This is a genomic window from Acinetobacter sp. X9, assembly GCF_054889255.1.
Genome location: NZ_CM142679.1, coordinates 3,828,836 through 3,850,882, shown reverse-complemented (window position 1 = coordinate 3,850,882; position 22,047 = coordinate 3,828,836). Strand labels below are relative to the sequence as shown.

The following is a 22,047-nucleotide window of genomic DNA, read 5'->3' as shown; positions in this document are numbered from 1 at the left end:
TCGATGTATCTACATAGAAATAGATACATCATTTTATATCAAGCTTTTAATTATTGAGGTAAAGCATTTAATAGATCACGGTCAGCATCAGTAAGTCCAGTGATTTTTTTGTCACCATCTTTACGTACTGAGTACATTAATGCATTTGGTTGATCACTATGTTTTAAACCAAGTGCATGTCCTAACTCATGAGCAATCGTTAAGCGTAAATCATCAATAGACTTAAACTCATAAATCACAATTTGTTTGCCGTTATAGATACCTTTTTTAAAGACATCCGCTTGAGCATTTTGCTTAAATTGGTTCAATGAATTATTAAACTCATTATTAATCTGATTAAAATGAGTCACTTTGACATTTAAGTCTTTAGCTTGCTGATTATATGCAGCAATTTCTTTCTTTAAAGCAACAGTTTGTTTTTGCAAATCTTTCTGAGTTTTAGCCAAAGATTTAGCGCTGTATTCAGGTGCTAATTTGCCTTGGTTAAGCTCCATCATTAGTTGGTCAAGATTTTTCAATTTGCCATTCAAAATCTGCTTCTTATTTTCAAGCTCAGACTGAGTTTGACTAAGGGTTTGCTTCAATTGCTTAATTTGTTGCTGTTCATCAATTACACGTTGCTGTTCTCGTTGGAACTGAGCTGCGATTTTTTGACGCTGTTCAGAACGGCTTTGGCTATTATCGTAAACTAAACGAATTTCTAACTTTGCATTTGGATCATAAGTAAAATAATCCTGTCCAGTACCTTGTTTCCAAATGTCTGCAGCTTGTTGACTAATTTGAATTAATTGGTCTTGGCTTAAACCAAAACGTGGATCAATATCAGCAATTTTGTAAGTCAAATGTTGACCTGCTTTTTGCTGGATTTGAGTATGAGCTGGAGTTGCAAGATTAGCATTAGCCTGAAAATTAGAAAAAGCAAAGGCTACGCCTAATAACAAAGATGTTAAACGCATAATCGAAGGGGAGATTTAAAAAAAACGTATTATAAGAATGTAAAATGAAAAATCAATCAAAAAACGTACAATTTGGATAAATAAATGAGACTTTAGTCTCATGATTTTTTACCAAATACTAAATTATTTTTTAGAAAAAATTTAATATTTTTGGTTTTGTGTAGTTTTTTTAATCATTTAACTTTAATATTTTTTAATTGGATCTATAAATTGAACCTAATAAATCTAAATCTGAATCTGTTAATTTAAAGTTATGAATATCTTGCTCTTTTAAATAGGGATACATTAAAGATTTTGGGTTGGTAGTATGGTTTAGTCCTAAAGCATGCCCAAGTTCATGAGCAAGGGTCAAACGTAAGTCATTTAAAGAAGCATAGCCGTAAATCTGGATTTGGTTTTGACTGAATAATCCTTTATGGAAGGGTTGAATACTCGTTTTCTGCTCTAGTTTGAATTGTGTTTTTAAAGCGCCTAAGTCACTTTGCTCTCGATTTAGCTCTTTAATTTTTAAGTTAAGTGATTGAATCTTAAGATTTAGACTGTTAGATTCATTTCGTAAATTTTCCGATTTTTGCTCTAGTTGTTTTTGCCATTCTTTTAAATTATTGGCACTAGAGTACTGCTGTTCTCCTTGATTAAAGCGCGTTACATCTTGTTGATATTGTTCAAACTCCGCTTTTAGATTGGCCTTTTTCTTGTTCAAATCAGTTGATAGTTTAGCAACCTCTTGTTTATTTGAAACAATTTCTTCATTTTTAATGTGCCAAGCTTCCTGCTTTTGCAAAAGTGCATCCAAATTGTTTTGCTGTTCATCTTTAACCAGTTGATGATCATCATAGATTAAGTTAATTGACAATTGAGCCTGTGAATCATAAATAAAATAGATCTTCCCAGTTTCTTTTTGCCAGATTTCAGCAGCTTGTTGGCTTACCTCAACTAATTGTTCTTTAGTGAGTTGAAATCGAGGATCAATAAAAGCAATTCGGTATTTTAAAGGCTGATGAGATGAATTAATTGGCAGATTGCTTTGAGCAAAAAGTGTTGTTTGTAAGCCCATGCATAAGCATAAGCTCAATCCCCACCATAGAAATTTTTTCATGGCAAAATAAAAAATATAAATAAATCTTATTGTTAGCTACTTAATTTAATTCGTCAAAACGATAAAAATCTCAATAGATTAGGTGAGGTTTGTGATATTGGTCGAAAAATTAAAAAAGATGTTCTTAGACTTGGCAATAATCAAATAATTAATGTAGTAAATAACAGTGATTTTTTAGCAAAAAAATATTATTTAAAATTAAATATTTAGTTTTTATCATTGATCTTTCTGACAGAAACATTTGAATAATATCATTAAAAAACTTATTGTTACTTTTTGTAAACAATAAAAAACCGCGCCTAAGCGCGGTTTTTTATTAAAGAAACAAATTATTTTTTGTCATCTTTAACTTCAGTGAACTCAGCGTCTACAACACCATCATCTGCTTTTTGTTGACCCGCATCACCACCTTGGAATGCATTTGGATCAAAGCCTTCAGCACCACCAGCTTGTTGCGCTTGTTCATAAGCACGTTGAGTGATAGGCATCAAGATGTTTTGTAAAGCTTCAGTTTTTGCTTTGATATCTTCTACATCATTTTCTTTTGTTGCTGCTTCAAGTTCAGAAACGGCAGTGCTTACAGCTGTTTTTTCATCTTCAGTAACTTTATCACCAAGATCTTTAACAGCTTTGTTCGAGCTTGAAATTAATGCATCAGCTTCGTTACGCGCTTTTGCAAGTTCTTCAAACTTACGATCTTCTTCAGCATTCGCTTCAGCATCTTTAATCATTGCTTCGATTTCAGCATCAGACAAACCTGAGTTCGCTTTAATCTGGATCGATTGCTCTTTACCAGTGCTCTTATCTTTAGCAGATACTTTCAAGATACCATCAGCATTGATGTCGAAAGATACTTCAATTTGTGGCACACCACGTGGAGCAGGTGGAATATCGCCTAATTGGAAGTTACCCAACAATTTGTTTTGTTGAGCCATCTTACGTTCACCTTGGTAAACTGAAATGTCTACGGCAGGCTGGTTGTCAGCAGCAGTAGAGAACACTTGTGATTTCTTCGCAGGAATCGTCGTGTTTTTCTCAATGATTGGTGTTAATACACCACCCATTGTTTCAATACCTAAAGTTAATGGAGTTACGTCTAATAAAAGAACGTCAGTTTTGTCACCAGACAATACCGCACCTTGAATCGCAGCACCGATTGCAACTGCTTCGTCAGGGTTCACGTCTTTACGTGGCTCTTTACCAAAGAACTCTTGTACTTTTTGTTGTACAAGTGGCATACGAGACTGACCACCAACCAAGATCACGTCAGAGATGTCTGAAGTCGAAAGACCAGCATCTTTAAGTGCGATTTTACAAGGCTCAATAGTGCGAGCAACTAAATCAGCAACCAAACCTTCAAGTTTCGCACGTGTTACATTGATCACTAAGTGTTTAGGACCAGTTGCATCAGCAGTGATGTATGGAAGGTTGATTTCAGTTGCATTTGATGAAGAAAGCTCGATTTTTGCTTTTTCAGCAGCTTCTTTCAAACGTTGTAACGCAAGTGGATCATTTTTCAAGTTCACACTTTGTTCTTTCTTAAATTCTTCAACTAAGAATTCAATTAATGCGTTATCAAAGTCTTCACCACCAAGGAAAGTATCACCGTTTGTTGATAACACTTCGATTTGTTGGTCGCCATCAAGGTCTGCGATTTCAATGATTGATACGTCAAAAGTACCACCACCTAAGTCGTAAACTGCAACTTTACGGTCGCCTTCTTTTTTGTCCATACCGAACGCAAGCGCAGCAGCAGTTGGTTCGTTAATGATACGTTTAACGTCTAAACCAGCGATTTTACCCGCATCTTTAGTTGCTTGACGTTGAGCATCGTTAAAGTAAGCAGGAACAGTAATAACTGCTTCAGTAACTGTTTCACCTAAATAGTCTTCTGCAGTTTTCTTCATCTTTTTCAAGATTTCAGCAGAAACCTGTTGAGGCGCTAATTTTTTATCGTTTACTTCAACCCAAGCATCGCCATTGTCTGCTTTGATGATTTTATAAGGTACAAGACCGATATCTTTTTGTACCGCTTGATCTTCATAACGACGACCGATTAAACGCTTGATAGCGAATAATGTATTTTTCGGGTTAGTTACTGCCTGACGCTTAGCACTTTGACCTACTAAGATCTCGCCATCTTTATAAGCAATGATCGATGGAGTTGTACGTGCGCCTTCAGCGTTTTCGATTACTTTTACTTTATCGCCTTCAAGTACAGCAACGCATGAGTTGGTAGTACCTAAGTCAATACCAATAATTTTTGCCATGTGACGTTTTCCTCAAAAATTCTTTTGCAATGTTTTTGCTTGTTATCCGATATGAGAGTGAATCTATTTTTTTCAAGCGTTTTAGCGAAAAAAAATCTAAAAACTCTCAAAAAATTATTTATTGACCAACCATAACCATAGCAGGGCGCAATAAGCGACCATTTAATGTATAGCCCTTTTGTAAAACGCTACCGATTTCATTTGCTTTAGCATTTGGGTCAATACCGACAGCTTGATGTAAATCCGCATTGAAGCCATTTTTCGTATCAGCTTCTACAACACCAAATTTTTCAAGTGTGGTTAACAGCGACTTCAAGGTCAGTTTAATACCTTCAAGTACTGGCGTTTCTTCATCGCCAGCTGCTTGAATTGCACGCTCTAAATTATCAACAGAATCTAGTAATTCTTTTGCAAATTTTTCAAGCACAGTCTCTTTATGCTTGTCAGACTCACGTTGAATACGCTCTACACTTTTTTGTGCTTCGTAAACTGCATTCGCAGTACGTGCTTTTTCAAGTTTTAGGCTTTCTTCTAATTTGGTGATTTGCGCTTGTAAAGATTCAACGGTAACGTCGTTTGCATGCTCTACACCTTCAGCCTGAGTTTGCTCATTAGATTGCTCTGCTTGCTCGTGTTGAATGTCTTGAGCTTGCTCATTTTGCTCATTAGCCATTGATGATCTCCGTTTAAATGGGTTTTTAAACATGTACAGTCCTTTTGGCATCAGCATTTACTGGGTAAAACCTGAACTGCCATGCATATGCTGTAATTCATTAATAGGGATGAAGTATGGGCATTGCCTAAAAATTCAAGCGTACACGGCAATTTAAAACTTTTAATTTTGCGGTTTTAAGTAAAAATCTAAATTTTCGATCATAAAAGCAATAAATTCCTGGGTTATTTTGGGCAAATGTTGTCTTGAAGCATATACCACCGACAAACTTAATTCGGGAGCCGAAAAGTTTTTAAATAAAGGCACTAACCGTTTTTCTTTTAAATCTTTATTAACTAATAAGGTCGGTAACATTGCCACACCTTGAGCATGTACACACATGTCATAAACAGCATTTACATCATTACTTTTAAAGGTGACGTTTAAAGGATAATTCTGCGGTTGCTGTTCAGTATCAAAAAGTGTCCAAAATTGATGTTGGCTATGGTGAGCTAAACATTCATGTTGAATCAGTTGCCTTGGATGGGAGAGGGGGCTGTGTTGCTTTAAATAATCAGGATGAGCGCAGAAAACGGACTCGATTTGACAAACAGGTCGTGCAATTAATCCATCTGCAACTTTTTGCGTTATACGTAAGGCTAAATCGACCTGAGCATCAATTAAGTCCATTGTATTTTCAGTCAGATATACATCAAATTGAATATGCGGATGTTGCTGTTTAAATTGGCGAATACATTCTCCAACCCCTAATTGAAATAAAAATAAACCGCAGGTAAAACGAATCGTACCATTATGTTGTTCAGGTGCGGCTAACTCTTGTAGAAGTTGCTGTTGTTGTAAAATATTTTCGCAGTAGAGGAGGGCTTTTTCACCTGCTGGTGTGAGAGATATTTTTCGTGTATTTCTTTGAAATAGTCGAGTTGAGAATGTGTGCTCTAGGTGCTCAAGATAGCGTGAAACCATCGCACGGGAATAATTTAGATGTTCTGCGGCTTTGGTTAAATTGCCATGTTGAGCAATAGAAACAAAGACGTGTATGGCTTTTAATGTGTCCATATACTTTATCATTGTTACAATATGTGCAACAGTTTATCTTAATTTAGTGCATTTACCTTACAAGAATTGCAATTTAAAGTATTTCTCATGAATTTGGAGAATACATAATGAAATTTTTTAAATTAACTGCTTCAGCCCTAGCAACTGCCACTGGTTTAACGGTAGCTTCCTCAGCTTTTGCGCAAGATTTGAAGATCCAAAGTTTTCTGGCTAAACCCGAACATTTCGGCGTGACTTCTACTTTAATTGAAGGCGATAAAGAAGTTCTGTTGGTGAATGCACAATTCTCGAAATCTGAAGCATTACGTATTGCTGCAGATATTCTCGATAGTGGTAAAACACTAAAGACAATTTTCGTAAGTTATGGCGATCCGGACTATTACTTTGGCTTAGATGTATTTAAACAATACTTCCCAAATGTACAAATCATCGCAACACCAGAAACTGTTAAACATATCCAAGATACTCAAGCACTTAAAGTGAAATATTGGGGCCCACAAATGGGTGCAAATGCGCCTAGCCAAATTATTGTTCCTCAAGTTTATACCGCTAAAACTTTAAAACTCGAGAATGAGTCGATCGAGATTAAAGGTAAGAAAGAACTTACTTATTTATGGATTCCTTCTTCAAAAGCAGTTGTAGGCGGTATTCCAGTCTCTTCAGGTATTCATTTATGGGTGGCAGATACACCAAAAGTTAAAGATCGCAATGAAGTGATTCAAGCTTTAGAAAGTATTAAATCACTCCAACCTCAAACAGTTGTCCCAGCTCATATGGTTGAGGGAGCTCCACAAGGTTTAGATGCGGTTAACTTTTCTATCGACTATCTCAAGAGCTATGAGAAAGCGGTCAAAGTAAGTAAAAATGCGAGTGAGCTAAGTCAGTTCATGCAGAAACAATATCCAACATTGAAGAGTGTGGATAGCCTAGAGCTAGGTGCAAAAGTTGTAAAAGGCGAGATGCAATGGCCATAATTAAAATCGAAACACCATAAATTTTCTAAAAAGCCGTGGTCTATCCCCGGCTTTTTTTATGAAATAAGGCATTTTCAAGTAAAAAGTCTCTGTAACATTCTACGCACGTTATATAGCGTTTCTATGAAGAGAAAATTTTTAACGAGAGTAAAAGGCTAAGATAAAAATTAGAAATTGATAAAAATAAACAAAAGCTTAAGTTATAGCTTCTATATAAAAGGTAGAGGTGAGGCTAAGGAAGAGGTTTTAATAAAAAATTGCACAATTTGTACTTCTATTACTACAAAAGACAACCAATGATACGCACGCCAGAAAAAAAAATTGTGAATTATAGGCAGCGCGAAGATGAACTTTGCATTTAAATATTTGTCGTAATGAAAGGAAAGTGATTATGAAAAAATTAGGTCTTATCTCTGTAGTGCTTGCTGGTGTTGCTTTTACAGCTGTTGGTTGTGCATCTGAAGCTGGCTTAAATGCATCAGGTTCAGCTCAAACTAGCGCTAGCCCATCTGGCGTGCAAGCTGGTGTTGGTGTAGATGCAGGTGTTTCTGGTCAAGCACAACCAGGTCAAGTTGATGCTGGTGCTTCTGGTTCTGTTTCAGGCTCTGCAACTGCTCAGTAATTCTTAGCGATAAGAACAGTTAAAAGATTATAGAGTACATATATTCAAGATGCCGATTTATATATGAAATGAGCTGCTACTCATTATTCTATAGTCAAGAGAATGTGGATTTCTCAACAAAAAAGCCCCAAGAGATTTTTTCTTTGGGGCTTCCATATTCCAATAGATTTTAGTCATCATCATGATAATCTTTATGATTGTGATCACGATCTTCTAATCTTTTCTTCTCCCATTCACGGTGTCTTTTTTCCCACTCACGACGATTTCTATCCTGTTCGCGAGCATCTTTACGTTGTTGTTCGTATATTCTCTTACGCTCTTCCCAACGTTTTCGTTCCCAGTCACTATAGCGACGTCCATCATTGCGGTCATAGCGATCATCATCATGATCATGGTAAGCATAACCACCGCGGTAATAAGGATCATCTGTATAAGCAACACAACCTACAGTTAAAAGACTGGTTGCTAATAAAGTAACAACTAGTTTTGCTGACATAGCACAATCTCCTTTTGTCTGTTAACAATAATTGGCAAAAAAGTCCTGTTTTAAACGACAGATTTGTTAATGACATTTGCTATAAATCAGATTAGCGTAGATTGGTTTTTACCTTTGTATCTTGATTACATGAGTTGTATGCGAATATAGTCAAACAACAAAGAATTCTGTAGAAAATATGAAGGATAAGAGGAATTCATGGAGATAGGCATGACAGCATTTAATCAAAAAATTCAAACATTGCTAGATAAGGGCCAAGGGCCTGCTGCTCGAGCTCTTGATAAGTTACCTCGATTAGCTCAAGAATCACTTGCCAAAATCCTTGGATATGCCTACCAATACCCAGAGCTCGACTCGTTTACTAAATGTATGATGGCCGTACAAATTAAACAGGGACGTATTGGTTTCATTGGTTCAGATCCTATTGAGTCTAGACGGCAGTTTGATACACAAATGTTGGCTATACGCCAGAAATCAACTGAAATTGATTCAGTAGAAGACATTCGTTTGCCGCTTCAAAGTGGAACTGTTTTCGCAAGACACTATCATCCGTCACCGAATAAAAAATTACCTCTGATTGTTTTCTATCACGGGGGAGGGTTCGTTGTGGGTGGTTTAGATACTCATGATGAGGTTTGTCGTATATTGGCAAAATATGCAAAAGTACAAGTACTCAGTATTGATTATCCACTTGCACCTGAGGTCTCACCTCAACATTTAATCCAATCATGTGAAGATGCATTAGCTTGGGTATATCAAAATCGCAGACAACTAAAAATATTAAAAAATCGTATTGCTGTAGCAGGGGATAGTGCAGGCGGCAATATCAGTACGGTTGTGGCTCAACGATCAGTAAACAAACCTTATGCTCCACAAGCACAGCTTCTCATTTACCCTACAGTTGATTTTAAAAGCCGACATCCTTCTTTCTATGCCTATAATGAAGGATTGGTTTTAACAGATAATGATATCAATTATGTTACCCAATATTATGCAACTCAGCATAATGTAGAATTAGATGATCCAATTATTTCTCCAACCTATGGTAATTTGAAAAAGAATCCACCAGCTTTTGTGATTACGGCTGGTCATGACGTATTGCATGATGAAGCGAAAATTTATAGCTATAAGCTAAGACAAAATGGCGTCAAAATGCATTATGAAGAATATCCAGATCAAACCCACGGTTTTATAAACTTGACACCTATTTCGAAAAAGGCAAAACGCTATACCATCGAGATCAGTAAGAACTTCAGAAAGTTCTGGGATAAAAATAGTTAAATAAAAGTTTAGTCCATGTTTCACGTGGAACGTGGACTAATACTCAAATCTAAAATATAAAGTACTAAATAAAAGATAATAAATACTCACTAGAATTCTTTTATATAGATGATTAAATTTATCCTTCATTAAGTTTTGCATTTTATTGTAGGAAGATATGAAAAAATTATTAATGTTATGTTGTTTGGGTATAAGCAGCCATTCAGTCTGGGCTGACACTTTAGTTGAAATGCAAACAAATTTAGGCAATATTGAAATACAACTTTATGATGATAAAGCACCAAACAGTGTGAAGAATTTTAAAGACTATATAAAGTCAGGTTTTTATAAAGATACGATATTTCACCGCGTAATTCCTGGTTTTATGGTGCAGGGCGGTGGACTTACTGCAAATATGCAGGAAAAGACTACGCGAGCACCTATCAAAAATGAAGCTGGAAATGGAATTGCTAACACACGCGGAACGTTGGCGATGGCTCGTACTGCAAATCCTGACTCAGCTACTAGTCAGTTTTTTATTAACGTTGCAGATAATAATTTTTTAAATCGTTCTGCTGGTAATCCGGGTTACGCAGTTTTTGGAAAAGTAATTAAAGGAATGGATGTGGTTGACCGTATTGTTCAGGTCCCTACATCAAACTATGGCATACATCAAAACGTACCAAAACAGTCTATAAAGATAGTAGATATAAAGTTTAAAACTCTTCAAAAATAAATTAACTATATAAATCAAACGCTTGTTTGTTTTTGAGATTTTTTTTGGCTGAAAAAGAACCGGTCGAACGTGCATATTTATAAAAGTGCTTGCGTACCAGTTTTTTTTCCCTATAATGCACTCATCCCGACGCGATACACGAGAATATCTTAGCTTACAGGGTTGAGATGAAAGCTTAGTATTGCGTTGAATTCTGTCTCTGACGAAGAGCAGAAAAATCATTAAGAGAATTGAAGAACAACTTGTGTGGATTTTTACTGATTGATTAATCGAAATAATTTTCATTGATTGATTGGTTTAAATTACTCGAAGTTTATTTGAGCGAAATTTAAGTCAGTAATTGATGAGCCAGAATTGGCACCTTGTCTTTAATAAGGTGCAAAATGATTTTAACTGAAGAGTTTGATCATGGCTCAGATTGAACGCTGGCGGCAGGCTTAACACATGCAAGTCGAGCGGAGAGAGGTAGCTTGCTACCGATCTTAGCGGCGGACGGGTGAGTAATGCTTAGGAATCTGCCTATTAGTGGGGGACAACATTTCGAAAGGAATGCTAATACCGCATACGTCCTACGGGAGAAAGCAGGGGATCTTCGGACCTTGCGCTAATAGATGAGCCTAAGTCGGATTAGCTAGTTGGTGGGGTAAAGGCCTACCAAGGCGACGATCTGTAGCGGGTCTGAGAGGATGATCCGCCACACTGGGACTGAGACACGGCCCAGACTCCTACGGGAGGCAGCAGTGGGGAATATTGGACAATGGGCGCAAGCCTGATCCAGCCATGCCGCGTGTGTGAAGAAGGCCTTATGGTTGTAAAGCACTTTAAGCGAGGAGGAGGCTACTTTAGTTAATACCTAGAGATAGTGGACGTTACTCGCAGAATAAGCACCGGCTAACTCTGTGCCAGCAGCCGCGGTAATACAGAGGGTGCAAGCGTTAATCGGATTTACTGGGCGTAAAGCGCGCGTAGGCGGCTAATTAAGTCAAATGTGAAATCCCCGAGCTTAACTTGGGAATTGCATTCGATACTGGTTAGCTAGAGTGTGGGAGAGGATGGTAGAATTCCAGGTGTAGCGGTGAAATGCGTAGAGATCTGGAGGAATACCGATGGCGAAGGCAGCCATCTGGCCTAACACTGACGCTGAGGTGCGAAAGCATGGGGAGCAAACAGGATTAGATACCCTGGTAGTCCATGCCGTAAACGATGTCTACTAGCCGTTGGGGCCTTTGAGGCTTTAGTGGCGCAGCTAACGCGATAAGTAGACCGCCTGGGGAGTACGGTCGCAAGACTAAAACTCAAATGAATTGACGGGGGCCCGCACAAGCGGTGGAGCATGTGGTTTAATTCGATGCAACGCGAAGAACCTTACCTGGCCTTGACATAGTAAGAACTTTCCAGAGATGGATTGGTGCCTTCGGGAACTTACATACAGGTGCTGCATGGCTGTCGTCAGCTCGTGTCGTGAGATGTTGGGTTAAGTCCCGCAACGAGCGCAACCCTTTTCCTTATTTGCCAGCGAGTAATGTCGGGAACTTTAAGGATACTGCCAGTGACAAACTGGAGGAAGGCGGGGACGACGTCAAGTCATCATGGCCCTTACGGCCAGGGCTACACACGTGCTACAATGGTCGGTACAAAGGGTTGCTACCTAGCGATAGGATGCTAATCTCAAAAAGCCGATCGTAGTCCGGATTGGAGTCTGCAACTCGACTCCATGAAGTCGGAATCGCTAGTAATCGCGGATCAGAATGCCGCGGTGAATACGTTCCCGGGCCTTGTACACACCGCCCGTCACACCATGGGAGTTTGTTGCACCAGAAGTAGCTAGCCTAACTGCAAAGAGGGCGGTTACCACGGTGTGGCCGATGACTGGGGTGAAGTCGTAACAAGGTAGCCGTAGGGGAACCTGCGGCTGGATCACCTCCTTAACGAAAGATTGACGATTGGTAAGAATCCACAACAAGTTGTTCTTCATAGATGTATCTGAGGGTCTGTAGCTCAGTTGGTTAGAGCACACGCTTGATAAGCGTGGGGTCACAAGTTCAAGTCTTGTCAGACCCACCATGACTTTGACTGGTTGAAGTTATAGATAAAAGATACATGACTGATGATGTAAGCTGGGGACTTAGCTTAGTTGGTAGAGCGCCTGCTTTGCACGCAGGAGGTCAGGAGTTCGACTCTCCTAGTCTCCACCAGAACTTAAGAGAAGTTCGGATTACAGAAATTAGTAAATAGAGATTTAGATCTTGGTTTATTAACTTCTGTGATTTAAGTATCACGGTATTAAGCATGACCTGACGAAGGCGTGTTTATTCATTAACAGATTGGCAAAATTGAGTCTGAAATAAATTGTTCACTCAAGAGTTTGGATTAAGCAATTAATCTAAATGAATTGAGAACTAGCAAATTAACTGAATCAAGCGTTTTGGTATGTGAATTTAGATTGAAGCTGTACAGTGTTTAAGTACACAGACAACAGATAGTAGCGATGAAGAATCGCACGGACAACACTCACTTGTAGGTGTTGACGACTGTTTGGGGTTGTATAGTCAAGTAATTAAGTGCATGTGGTGGATGCCTTGGCAGTCAGAGGCGATGAAAGACGTGATAGCCTGCGAAAAGCTCCGGGGAGGCGGCAAATATCCTTTGATCCGGAGATTTCTGAATGGGGGAACCCACCTACTTTAAGGTAGGTATTGCAACATGAATACATAGTGTTGCAAGGCGAACGAGGGGAAGTGAAACATCTCAGTACCCTTAGGAAAAGAAATCAATTGAGATTCCCTCAGTAGCGGCGAGCGAACGGGGATCAGCCCATTAAGTTATGTGTGTTTTAGTGGAACGCTCTGGGAAGTGCGAACGTAGAGGGTGATATTCCCGTACACGAAAGGGCACACATAATGATGACGAGTAGGGCGAGGCACGTGAAACCTTGTCTGAATATGGGGGGACCATCCTCCAAGGCTAAATACTCCTGACTGACCGATAGTGAACCAGTACCGTGAGGGAAAGGCGAAAAGAACCCCTGTGAGGGGAGTGAAATAGATCCTGAAACCGCATGCATACAAGCAGTGGGAGCACCTTCGTGGTGTGACTGCGTACCTTTTGTATAATGGGTCAGCGACTTATATTCAGTAGCAAGGTTAACCGTATAGGGGAGCCGTAGGGAAACCGAGTCTTAATAGGGCGTTTAGTTGCTGGGTATAGACCCGAAACCAGGCGATCTATCCATGAGCAGGTTGAAGGTTGGGTAACACTAACTGGAGGACCGAACCCACTGTCGTTGAAAAGCCAGGGGATGACTTGTGGATAGGGGTGAAAGGCTAATCAAGCCTGGTGATAGCTGGTTCTCCCCGAAAGCTATTTAGGTAGCGCCTCGGACGAATACCATAGGGGGTAGAGCACTGTTTCGGCTAGGGGGTCATCCCGACTTACCAAACCGATGCAAACTCCGAATACCTATGAGTACTATCCGGGAGACAGACTGCGGGTGCTAACGTCCGTAGTCAAGAGGAAAACAATCCAGACCGCCAGCTAAGGCCCCAAAATCATAGTTAAGTGGGAAACGATGTGGGAAGGCATAGACAGCTAGGAGGTTGGCTTAGAAGCAGCCACCCTTTAAAGAAAGCGTAATAGCTCACTAGTCGAGTCGGCCTGCGCGGAAGATGTAACGGGGCTAAAACTATGTGCCGAAGCTGCGGATTTGACATTAGTCAAGTGGTAGGGGAGCGTTCTGTAAGCCGATGAAGGTGTATTGAGAAGTATGCTGGAGGTATCAGAAGTGCGAATGCTGACGTGAGTAACGACAAAACGGGTGAAAAACCCGTTCGCCGAAAGACCAAGGGTTCCAGTCCAACGTTAATCGGGGCTGGGTGAGTCGACCCCTAAGGCGAGGCCGAAAGGCGTAGTCGATGGGAAATTGGTTAATATTCCAATACTTCTGTGTAATGCGATGAGAGGACGGAGAAGGTTAAGTCAGCCTGGCGTTGGTTGTCCAGGTGGAAGGATGTAGGTATGTATCTTAGGCAAATCCGGGGTACTCTATACTGAGATCCGATAGCAAGCTGTACTTGTACAGTGAAGTGGCTGATACCATGCTTCCAGGAAAAGTCTCTAAGCTTCAGTTACACAGGAATCGTACCCGAAACCGACACAGGTGGTCAGGTCGAGTAGACCAAGGCGCTTGAGAGAACTCTGCTGAAGGAACTAGGCAAAATGGTACCGTAACTTCGGGAGAAGGTACGCTGTTGTTGGTGATGGAACTTGCTTCCTGAGCTGACGACAGCCGCAGAAACCAGGCCGCTGCAACTGTTTATTAAAAACATAGCACTCTGCAAACACGAAAGTGGACGTATAGGGTGTGATGCCTGCCCGGTGCTGGAAGGTTAATTGATGGGGTTAGCGTAAGCGAAGCTCTTGATCGAAGCCCCAGTAAACGGCGGCCGTAACTATAACGGTCCTAAGGTAGCGAAATTCCTTGTCGGGTAAGTTCCGACCTGCACGAATGGCATAATGATGGCGGCGCTGTCTCCAGCAGAGGCTCAGTGAAATCGAAATCGCTGTGAAGATGCAGTGTACCCGCGGCTAGACGGAAAGACCCCGTGAACCTTTACTGCAGCTTGACACTGAACTTTGACCTTACTTGTGTAGGATAGGTGGGAGGCTTTGAAGTTGGAACGCTAGTTCCAATGGAGCCGTCCTTGAAATACCACCCTGGTAATGTTGAGGTTCTAACTCTGTCCCGTTATCCGGGACGAGGACCGTGTCTGGTGGGTAGTTTGACTGGGGCGGTCTCCTCCTAAAGAGTAACGGAGGAGTACGAAGGTGCGCTCAGCGTGGTCGGAAATCACGCGTAGAGTATAAAGGCAAAAGCGCGCTTAACTGCGAGACCCACAAGTCGAGCAGGTACGAAAGTAGGTCTTAGTGATCCGGTGGTTCTGTATGGAAGGGCCATCGCTCAACGGATAAAAGGTACTCTGGGGATAACAGGCTGATACCGCCCAAGAGTTCATATCGACGGCGGTGTTTGGCACCTCGATGTCGGCTCATCTCATCCTGGGGCTGAAGCAGGTCCCAAGGGTATGGCTGTTCGCCATTTAAAGAGGTACGCGAGCTGGGTTTAGAACGTCGTGAGACAGTTCGGTCCCTATCTACCGTGGGCGCTGGAAATTTGAGAGGATCTGCTCCTAGTACGAGAGGACCAGAGTGGACGAACCTCTGGTGTACCGGTTGTGACGCCAGTCGCATCGCCGGGTAGCTATGTTCGGAAGGGATAACCGCTGAAAGCATCTAAGCGGGAAGCCTACCTCAAGATAAGATTTCCCTAGGAATTTATTCCTCTAAAGAGCCGTTCGAGACTAGGACGTTGATAGGTTGGATGTGGAAGCATAGTGATATGTGAAGCTGACCAATACTAATTGCTCGTGAGGCTTGACTATACAACACCCAAGCAGTTGTATATGAAGCATCAATCGATTCATAAATATGCAAAGCAACTTGATTTAGTTAAACACTTAGCTAAAATGAACAACGAAAAATCAGATTCAATCAGCCCATCTGTAAAGATTTGGAAAACGCAACGTATCACACAGTGAATAAAACGAAGCAAGTATCCATAAACAGTTGTGCTGGCGACCATAGCAAGAGTGAACCACCTGATCCCTTCCCGAACTCAGAAGTGAAACCTCTTAGCGCTGATGGTAGTGTGGGGTTACCCATGTGAGAGTAAGTCATCGCCAGCTCATTATTACAAACACCCCCGTTCTAACGAATGGGGGTGTTTTTTATTGGGGGAATTTAATTTTTAATAAAAGATAGATCCAAAATTAGATTTGTATTCTGGCTGTATTCTATGAATATAATGATGAACTCTATTATTTTTGGGTACGTCCATGAAAATCAATTCTTTCTCTCCAATACCTGAAGATGATGAAGAGCTATCTTTGCCTGCATTGATTTATTGGGCATCTCTAGGTGATATCGATCAAGTAAAAGAATTACTAATAGAGGGAGAAGATCCTAATCAGACAGATGATGAGGGGTATAGTGCTCTACAAGCAGCTGCTGAAAATGATCATTTAGAGATAGTAAAGCTCTTAGTTGAAAAAGGTGCACATGTCGCTTACAAAACTGAATACACAGCATTAGAGCTTGCAGAAATGGCAGGTAATACTGATGTAGTGGAGTATTTAAAGAGTTTATAAAATTAAAAAGGCCTCTTTTGTTTAGAAAAGAGGCCTTTTGTTCAATTAAGGCAAATGATATTTCTGTAGTTTCTCAACAATGGATTGAAGACCTTTTACTTCAAACTCATTAGCTTCGAATTTTTCATCTTTATTACGTTTAAATATATCTCTTATCTCTATTACAGCGTTGGGGTCAATGATATTTAAACTTGAGGTGACTTGACGTATTTGGCTAATAGAGCGAGAGCCATTTGTTGAACCATAACCAATAAATGCAGCAGGTTTACCACCCCATTCCTTACCGACATAATCGAGTGCATTTTTTAAAGCTGGACTATAACCATGATTGTATTCTGGGCTAATAAAGATAAATGCGTCTGCTTGAGCAATTTTGTCTGCCCATTCTTGTTGTTTAGGTTGATCATAAATCCCGGTAGCAGGTGGATGAGAACCTGAAAATAACGGTAAATTCCATTCTTTTAAATCAATTACTTCTGTCTGAAAATCTTCTAGATTAAATGATGGAATTGTGGATTCTAGCCAATTGGCAACTTTAATTGCTGTACGTCCTTCACGAACACTTCCTACGATAATATAGACCAGCATGTATTTTCCCTAAGAATTTTTATCTTTATAACTTAATTCATTATATAGGTAGGAGAGAATATAGAATTTGTAAGGATTCTTATGTCACTAATAAAAATTGAATCATAAAAAAGCCCTCATTTAGAGGGCTTTTTATTTACATTAGCTTAATGCCTTGTTGGCCTTCAGGAGTAACCTTGAATATTTCTACTTCAAAGGTAATATTTTTCCCAGCTAATGGGTGATTAAAATCAATTTCTGTAATGTCATCATTAACTGATTTTACTACACCGAATAAGGTGGTTTTTGCCTTATCTTCAAATTCGATCATGTGACCAGGAATAGGGCGTTGTTCAAACTTAACTGTATCGAAAGTTTGAACATTTTCTGGATTCCACGGACCAAAAGCATCTTCTGGTGGAAGGTGTACTGTACGGCGGTCACCTGCACGTAAACCGAATAATGCTTTTTCGAAACCTGGTAAAAGGTTTCCGTCACCAATAGTCAGACTAACTGGCTCTTCACGGCTACGTGTATTGTCAATTTCTACACCATTTTCGATAGCTACAGAAAAGTGTAGGTCGACTTTAGAGCCTTCTTGGATACGAATTTCTTCGTTAGGTTGAATAATTTCGGTCATATTATGCATCCGAATTTTGGTTACGTTGCTTCTCAAGGAAGAATGTATCAATGAGTAGCAAAATCGTACCTAGAGTGATGGCACTGTCCGCAATATTAAAAGCTGGAAAGTGATGATCTTGGTAATAAACATGAATGAAATCGACCACATAACCTAGGGTAATACGGTCAATTAAATTGCCTAAAGCTCCACCTAAAATTAAAGCGATGGCTACAGGTAGCACCACCATTTTTTTAGGCATACGCATTAACCAAAATACAAAAAGTACTGAAACTAAGCCCGCCAAAGATGTGAAGAAATAGCGCTGCCATCCTCCTGCATCAGATAAAAAGCTAAAAGCTGCACCATAGTTATGTAATAGTGTCCAGTTTAAAAATGGAAGTACAGGTACAGGATCTGCATAGTTTAGATGTGTACTCGCAATCCATTTTGTCCATTGATCCAATACAATGGCAAGGACTGAAAGTCCAAGCCAAATCAGATTATGTGGATAAAACTGGAATAAGCCTTTTTTAGCTTGTGAATTAGGCATATTTTCTCACTTCGCCACGACCAGTGACGTTCACAATACAACGACCACATAAACCAGGATGATCGGCATGTGTATTTACATCTGGAAGAACGTGCCAGCAACGTGCACATTTTTCACCTTCAGCTGCAGATATTTGTACACGTAAGCCTTCCATTTCAGTTGCTTCACCTTGCTCAGCAAATGGATGTACTACTACTTGCGAAGTAATAAGAACAAAACGGAGTTCATCAGCCAGTTGGTTTAAAACTGTTTGTAATGATTCACTTGCCCAAAGTTCAACTTTGGCTGAAAGATTACTGCCGACAAGTTTAGCGTTACGCGCTGCTTCAATCTGTTTATTTACTGCAGATTTTACGCTAATCAATGTTTGCCAATCTTCTTCAGAAAGCAAGTTTGCTTTTGATGAAACAGGCAAGTCATACCATTCTGATGTAAATACATACTTTTCAGTTTGTTCTGGAATCAGTGGCCAAGCTTCTTGAGCGGTAAAGCTTAGGATTGGGCTCATCCAACGAATAAATGCTTGAACAATATGATAAAGCGCTGTTTGTGCAGAACGACGTGCCTGAGAATCTGCTTTAGTGGTGTATTGACGGTCTTTGATAATATCTAGGTAGAAACCACCTAAGTCATTAATACAGAAGCTTGTTAATGCACTACACACCACATGGAAGTTCATTTCTTCGTAAGCAGTGATAATAGTTTGTTGTACTTCATTCGCACGCTGCAAAATATATTGATCAAGAGCGATAAGGTCATCTACGTCCAAAGCATCAGTACTTGGTTTGAAACCATTTAGGTTCGCAAGCAAGAAGCGTAGGGTATTACGAATACGGCGATAGCTATCACTTACACGGCTAAAGATTTCTTTCGATGCTGCGATTTCATAACGGTAGTCGCTAGACGCTACATATAGTCGTAAACCATCTGCACCAAGCTGTTTGATGATTTCTTCAAGCGGGATATAGTTGCCTAAAGATTTCGACAATTTACGACCGTTTTCGTCCACTGTAAAACCATGAGTTAACAAGGCTTTATATGGCGCACGATTGTGAATTGCCATAGATGTTAATAAAGAAGATTGGAACCAGCCACGGTGTTGGTCTGAACCTTCTAAATATAAGTCAGCAGGGCTTTCTAATTCATCACGTTGCTCAAGTACAGCGTAATGCGTTGTACCAGAGTCGAACCATACATCGAGTGTATCGCGAACAGCATTGTATTGTTCAGCATCTTCACCAATGAAATCTTTTGCTTCACGTTTGAACCATGCTTCGATACCTTCTTCTTCGATCAGTTGAGCAACTTCTTCGATGAGTTCAGGTGTACGCGGGTGTAATTCGTTCGTATCTTTATGAACGAAGAATGGAATTGGAACACCCCAAGTACGTTGACGTGAAATACACCAGTCCGGACGACCTTCGATCATTGATTCAATACGGTTTTTACCCCAGTTCGGTACAAACTCGATATCATTTTCAATGGCATTAAGCGCACCTTCACGTAATCCTTTTTGATCCATGCTAATGAACCACTGTGGTGTAGCACGGAAAATAATTGGAGTCTTATGGCGCCAGCAGTGTGGGTAGCTGTGTTTAATTGGTTGATGAGCCCATAAACGGCCTACAGCGCCCAAAGCTTCGATGATCTTTGGATTGGCTTTATAGATGTGCTCACCAGCATAGATTGGAGCAGTTGGGAGATAAACACCGTTACCACCCACGGGGTTATCTACTTTAAGGTTGTATTGAAGACCTACTTTATAGTCGTCTGCACCATGGCCAGGTGCTGTATGTACGGCACCTGTACCGCTTGTTGCGATAACGTGTTCACCTAAAATAACCGGAACTTGACGATCAGTAAGTAGAGGATGTTGTAGGGTAAGGTTTTCAAGAGCCGAACCTGTAAAATCAGCTAAAACAACTGGGTTTTCAAGCTTGTAACGCTCAATCGCTGAAGCAACTAGGTCTTTAGCAAGAATGAAGTTTTGCTTACCGCGCTCAGTAGATACTTGTACCAATTGATATTCAATTTCTGCATGCAACGCAACGGCTTGGTTAGCTGGTAATGTCCAAGGTGTAGTGGTCCAGATCACGATATCTGTCGGATCTTGAACTTCTACGTTTAAGCGGGCACTTAAATCTTTTAGATCTACAACGCCAAAGCCAACATCAATTGCGTCAGATTTTTTATCTTCGTATTCAACTTCTGCTTCAGCAAGCGCTGAACCACAGTCCATACACCAGTTCACTGGCTTTAAGCCTGGCTGGATATGACCATTTTTCTGGATAAGACCTAGAGCACGAACGATATCGGCTTCTTGTTTGTAATTCATGGTGAGATAGGGATTATCCCAATCACCTAAAATACCAAGACGTTTAAAGTCAGTACGTTGTAAATCAATTTGTTTTAGCGCGTATTCACGGCAAAGTTTACGGAAAGTTGCTGCGTCAACTTTCTCGCCCACTTTACCCACTTTTTCTTCGACTTTTAGTTCGATTGGTAAGCCATGACAGTCCCAACCCGGAACATATGGTGCATCAAAACCTGAAAGCGTACGGCTTTTTACAATAACGTCTTTGAGTACTTTATTGACCGCGTGACCCAAGTGAATTGTACCGTTCGCATATGGAGGGCCATCATGCAAAATATATTTTTTCTTGCCAATACGCGATGCACGAATCTGCTGATAAATGTTGTCGGTATACCACTCTTCTAACCATTTCACTTCACGTACTGCCAAATTTGCTTTCATTGCAAATTGAGTATCCGGCAGGTTTAGCGTGGCTTTGTAGTCCACTGCATTCTCAGGAGTTTGCTTATCGCTCATGCAAGTTTTCTTCCAGTTTAATCAGCGTGGGAGCTGACATGTTTTACAATCAAAATTCGAATTAAAAAGGAAATTGTGTCGTGTCGTTACGGTATTGTCGTAACTGTTGCACGTCATTATCAATTCCAGCCTTAAGTGCTTCAAGCGAAGGGTAGTTCAATTCACCATGAAGATAGTGAAGAAAAGTCACCCGCATAAATAAGCCATACAGATTAGCAGAAACATCAGGGAAATGTACTTCTAATCTCCATTCTGGATGTTCTTGCTGAATGGCGGGGCGTGTACCGACATGACCTGCGCCATAGAGGCTATTTTCATGATATCCGGCAATTCCCGGTTTCTCAGGTGTTTCTTGGCACACTTTTTCAGTGAGAGAAGTTGTTTCGCAAATGACTTCAACGCCATAAATACCGTTTAAACAAGGTTTATGGCGATTGAGACGAACATTAATGGTTGGAAAAGCAAGAGTTCGTCCAATTTGGTCACCATATTGGACACGCCCAGTAATACTGTATGGACGGCCTAATAATTTAGCTGCTAAAGCAAGATTACCCACTTGAAGTACTTGGCGAATACGGGTTGAACTTACGCGTTCACCTTCAAGTTCAATGGTATGTAAATTTGTTACTTGGAAGCCATAATCTTTTAAAAATTCACTGTTGCCTTGGCGGTCTTTACCGAAATGAAAGTCATCCCCCAAAACTAATGACTGGGCATTTAATTTGTTTTTTAATAAATCTGCGAAGGCAGATGCGCTCATGCTACGGAAATGTTCATCAAATTTAGCAACCGCAATATAGTCAACGCCAAGCTCAGCTAGGTATTCAACTTTTTCCCGTAATGAATTAATACGAGGAGGTGCATCGTAACCTTTAAAGAACTCAAGCGGTTGTGGCTCAAAAATCATGACCAGTGTTTTTAAGCCTTGTGCTGCAGCAATGTTTTTGAGTTGAGCAATCATCGCTTGGTGGCCTAAATGGACACCATCAAAATTACCAATAGTTACCGCTGTTGGAGGTAACTGAAAATTAGGCGATAACGCATTGAGACGAAGCAGTTTCATGAACTTAAAATATGGCTATTTTTGCAAGGGCTATATATTGCCATAATCTCACAGATTCGTCTTGTTGTTG

Annotated in this window: 16 protein-coding genes, 2 tRNA genes, 3 rRNA genes and 1 pseudogene; 11 read left to right on the top strand and 11 right to left on the bottom strand. The window is 40.2% G+C overall.

What is annotated here, in order from left to right; all coding sequences use genetic code 11:
- Positions 1-50: 50 nt before the first annotated feature.
- The 5 genes and pseudogenes from ACYU0V_RS18335 to ACYU0V_RS18315 all read right to left on the bottom strand — a co-directional run bounded on the left by ACYU0V_RS18335 (position 51) and on the right by ACYU0V_RS18315 (position 6,054).
- Positions 51-1,058 (bottom strand): annotated as a pseudogene (locus ACYU0V_RS18335) (M57 family metalloprotease).
- Positions 1,059-1,149: 91 nt separating this feature from the next.
- Positions 1,150-2,055: a matrixin family metalloprotease gene (locus ACYU0V_RS18330; RefSeq protein ID WP_461848558.1), complete on the bottom strand. Its 906-nt coding sequence runs from the start codon at positions 2,053-2,055 to the stop codon at positions 1,150-1,152.
- A gap of 329 nt (positions 2,056-2,384) precedes the next feature.
- Complete coding sequence (gene dnaK / locus ACYU0V_RS18325; protein ID WP_002115449.1) at positions 2,385-4,325, bottom strand: molecular chaperone DnaK; 1,941 nt, start codon at positions 4,323-4,325, stop codon at positions 2,385-2,387.
- A 118-nt stretch (positions 4,326-4,443) separates the two neighbouring features.
- Entirely contained in the window at positions 4,444-4,998 is a 555-nt protein-coding gene (grpE, locus tag ACYU0V_RS18320) for a nucleotide exchange factor GrpE (protein ID WP_461848555.1), read from the bottom strand.
- A 162-nt stretch (positions 4,999-5,160) separates the two neighbouring features.
- Entirely contained in the window at positions 5,161-6,054 is an 894-nt protein-coding gene (locus ACYU0V_RS18315) for a LysR family transcriptional regulator (protein WP_017386232.1), read from the bottom strand.
- 107 nt (positions 6,055-6,161) lie between these two features.
- Here ACYU0V_RS18315 and ACYU0V_RS18310 point away from each other — a divergent pair, with 107 nt between their 5' ends.
- On the top strand, positions 6,162-7,028 hold the full coding sequence (locus tag ACYU0V_RS18310) for an MBL fold metallo-hydrolase (protein ID WP_461848552.1): 867 nt from the start codon (positions 6,162-6,164) through the stop codon (positions 7,026-7,028).
- Between the two features lie 391 nt (positions 7,029-7,419).
- Positions 7,420-7,650, top strand: coding sequence for a hypothetical protein (locus ACYU0V_RS18305; protein WP_000733015.1), 231 nt, complete (start codon positions 7,420-7,422; stop codon positions 7,648-7,650).
- 169 nt (positions 7,651-7,819) lie between these two features.
- Here the strand turns inward: ACYU0V_RS18305 and ACYU0V_RS18300 are convergent, their stop codons facing one another.
- Positions 7,820-8,146, bottom strand: coding sequence for a hypothetical protein (locus ACYU0V_RS18300; protein WP_461848547.1), 327 nt, complete (start codon positions 8,144-8,146; stop codon positions 7,820-7,822).
- A 210-nt stretch (positions 8,147-8,356) separates the two neighbouring features.
- On the opposite strand from ACYU0V_RS18300, the gene ACYU0V_RS18295 reads away from it, so the two are divergent.
- From ACYU0V_RS18295 to ACYU0V_RS18255, 9 genes are all read left to right on the top strand, one after another.
- Positions 8,357-9,427 (top strand): alpha/beta hydrolase, encoded by a 1,071-nt coding sequence (locus ACYU0V_RS18295; RefSeq protein ID WP_032057538.1) that lies wholly within the window; start codon positions 8,357-8,359, stop codon positions 9,425-9,427.
- 157 nt (positions 9,428-9,584) lie between these two features.
- Positions 9,585-10,142 carry a peptidylprolyl isomerase gene (locus tag ACYU0V_RS18290; RefSeq protein ID WP_461848545.1) on the top strand — a complete coding sequence of 186 codons (558 nt, stop codon included), beginning with the start codon at positions 9,585-9,587 and terminating at the stop codon, positions 10,140-10,142.
- A 390-nt stretch (positions 10,143-10,532) separates the two neighbouring features.
- Positions 10,533-12,070: ribosomal RNA gene (locus ACYU0V_RS18285) — 16S ribosomal RNA — on the top strand.
- 59 nt (positions 12,071-12,129) lie between these two features.
- Positions 12,130-12,206, top strand: a tRNA-Ile gene (locus tag ACYU0V_RS18280).
- Between the two features lie 55 nt (positions 12,207-12,261).
- Positions 12,262-12,337 (top strand) — tRNA-Ala (locus ACYU0V_RS18275).
- A 352-nt stretch (positions 12,338-12,689) separates the two neighbouring features.
- Positions 12,690-15,580 (top strand): 23S ribosomal RNA (locus ACYU0V_RS18270).
- A gap of 21 nt (positions 15,581-15,601) precedes the next feature.
- Positions 15,602-15,736 carry a hypothetical protein gene (locus ACYU0V_RS18265; protein WP_447512500.1) on the top strand — a complete coding sequence of 45 codons (135 nt, stop codon included), beginning with the start codon at positions 15,602-15,604 and terminating at the stop codon, positions 15,734-15,736.
- Between the two features lie 32 nt (positions 15,737-15,768).
- Positions 15,769-15,883: ribosomal RNA gene (gene rrf, locus ACYU0V_RS18260) — 5S ribosomal RNA — on the top strand.
- Together the 16S, 23S and 5S rRNA genes with 2 tRNA genes alongside form the textbook arrangement of a ribosomal RNA operon.
- A gap of 150 nt (positions 15,884-16,033) precedes the next feature.
- A complete protein-coding gene (locus ACYU0V_RS18255; RefSeq protein ID WP_174725012.1) occupies positions 16,034-16,345 on the top strand; it encodes an ankyrin repeat domain-containing protein in 312 nt (103 codons plus the stop codon).
- A 45-nt stretch (positions 16,346-16,390) separates the two neighbouring features.
- Here the strand turns inward: ACYU0V_RS18255 and ACYU0V_RS18250 are convergent, their stop codons facing one another.
- The 5 genes from ACYU0V_RS18250 to ribF all read right to left on the bottom strand — a co-directional run bounded on the left by ACYU0V_RS18250 (position 16,391) and on the right by ribF (position 21,977).
- Positions 16,391-16,933 (bottom strand): NADPH-dependent FMN reductase, encoded by a 543-nt coding sequence (locus tag ACYU0V_RS18250; RefSeq protein WP_174725014.1) that lies wholly within the window; start codon positions 16,931-16,933, stop codon positions 16,391-16,393.
- Between the two features lie 136 nt (positions 16,934-17,069).
- Positions 17,070-17,552 carry an FKBP-type peptidyl-prolyl cis-trans isomerase gene (locus ACYU0V_RS18245; RefSeq protein WP_057067883.1) on the bottom strand — a complete coding sequence of 161 codons (483 nt, stop codon included), beginning with the start codon at positions 17,550-17,552 and terminating at the stop codon, positions 17,070-17,072.
- Position 17,553: 1 nt separating this feature from the next.
- Entirely contained in the window at positions 17,554-18,084 is a 531-nt protein-coding gene (gene lspA / locus ACYU0V_RS18240; RefSeq protein WP_060466523.1) for a signal peptidase II, read from the bottom strand.
- Positions 18,077-20,914, bottom strand: coding sequence for an isoleucine--tRNA ligase (gene ileS / locus ACYU0V_RS18235; protein ID WP_227062393.1), 2,838 nt, complete (start codon positions 20,912-20,914; stop codon positions 18,077-18,079). The genes lspA and ileS overlap by 8 nt, the downstream gene beginning before the upstream one ends.
- Before the next feature lie 61 nt (positions 20,915-20,975).
- Positions 20,976-21,977: a bifunctional riboflavin kinase/FAD synthetase gene (gene ribF, locus ACYU0V_RS18230; protein WP_199114006.1), complete on the bottom strand. Its 1,002-nt coding sequence runs from the start codon at positions 21,975-21,977 to the stop codon at positions 20,976-20,978.
- Between the last annotated feature and the right edge of the window lie 70 nt (positions 21,978-22,047).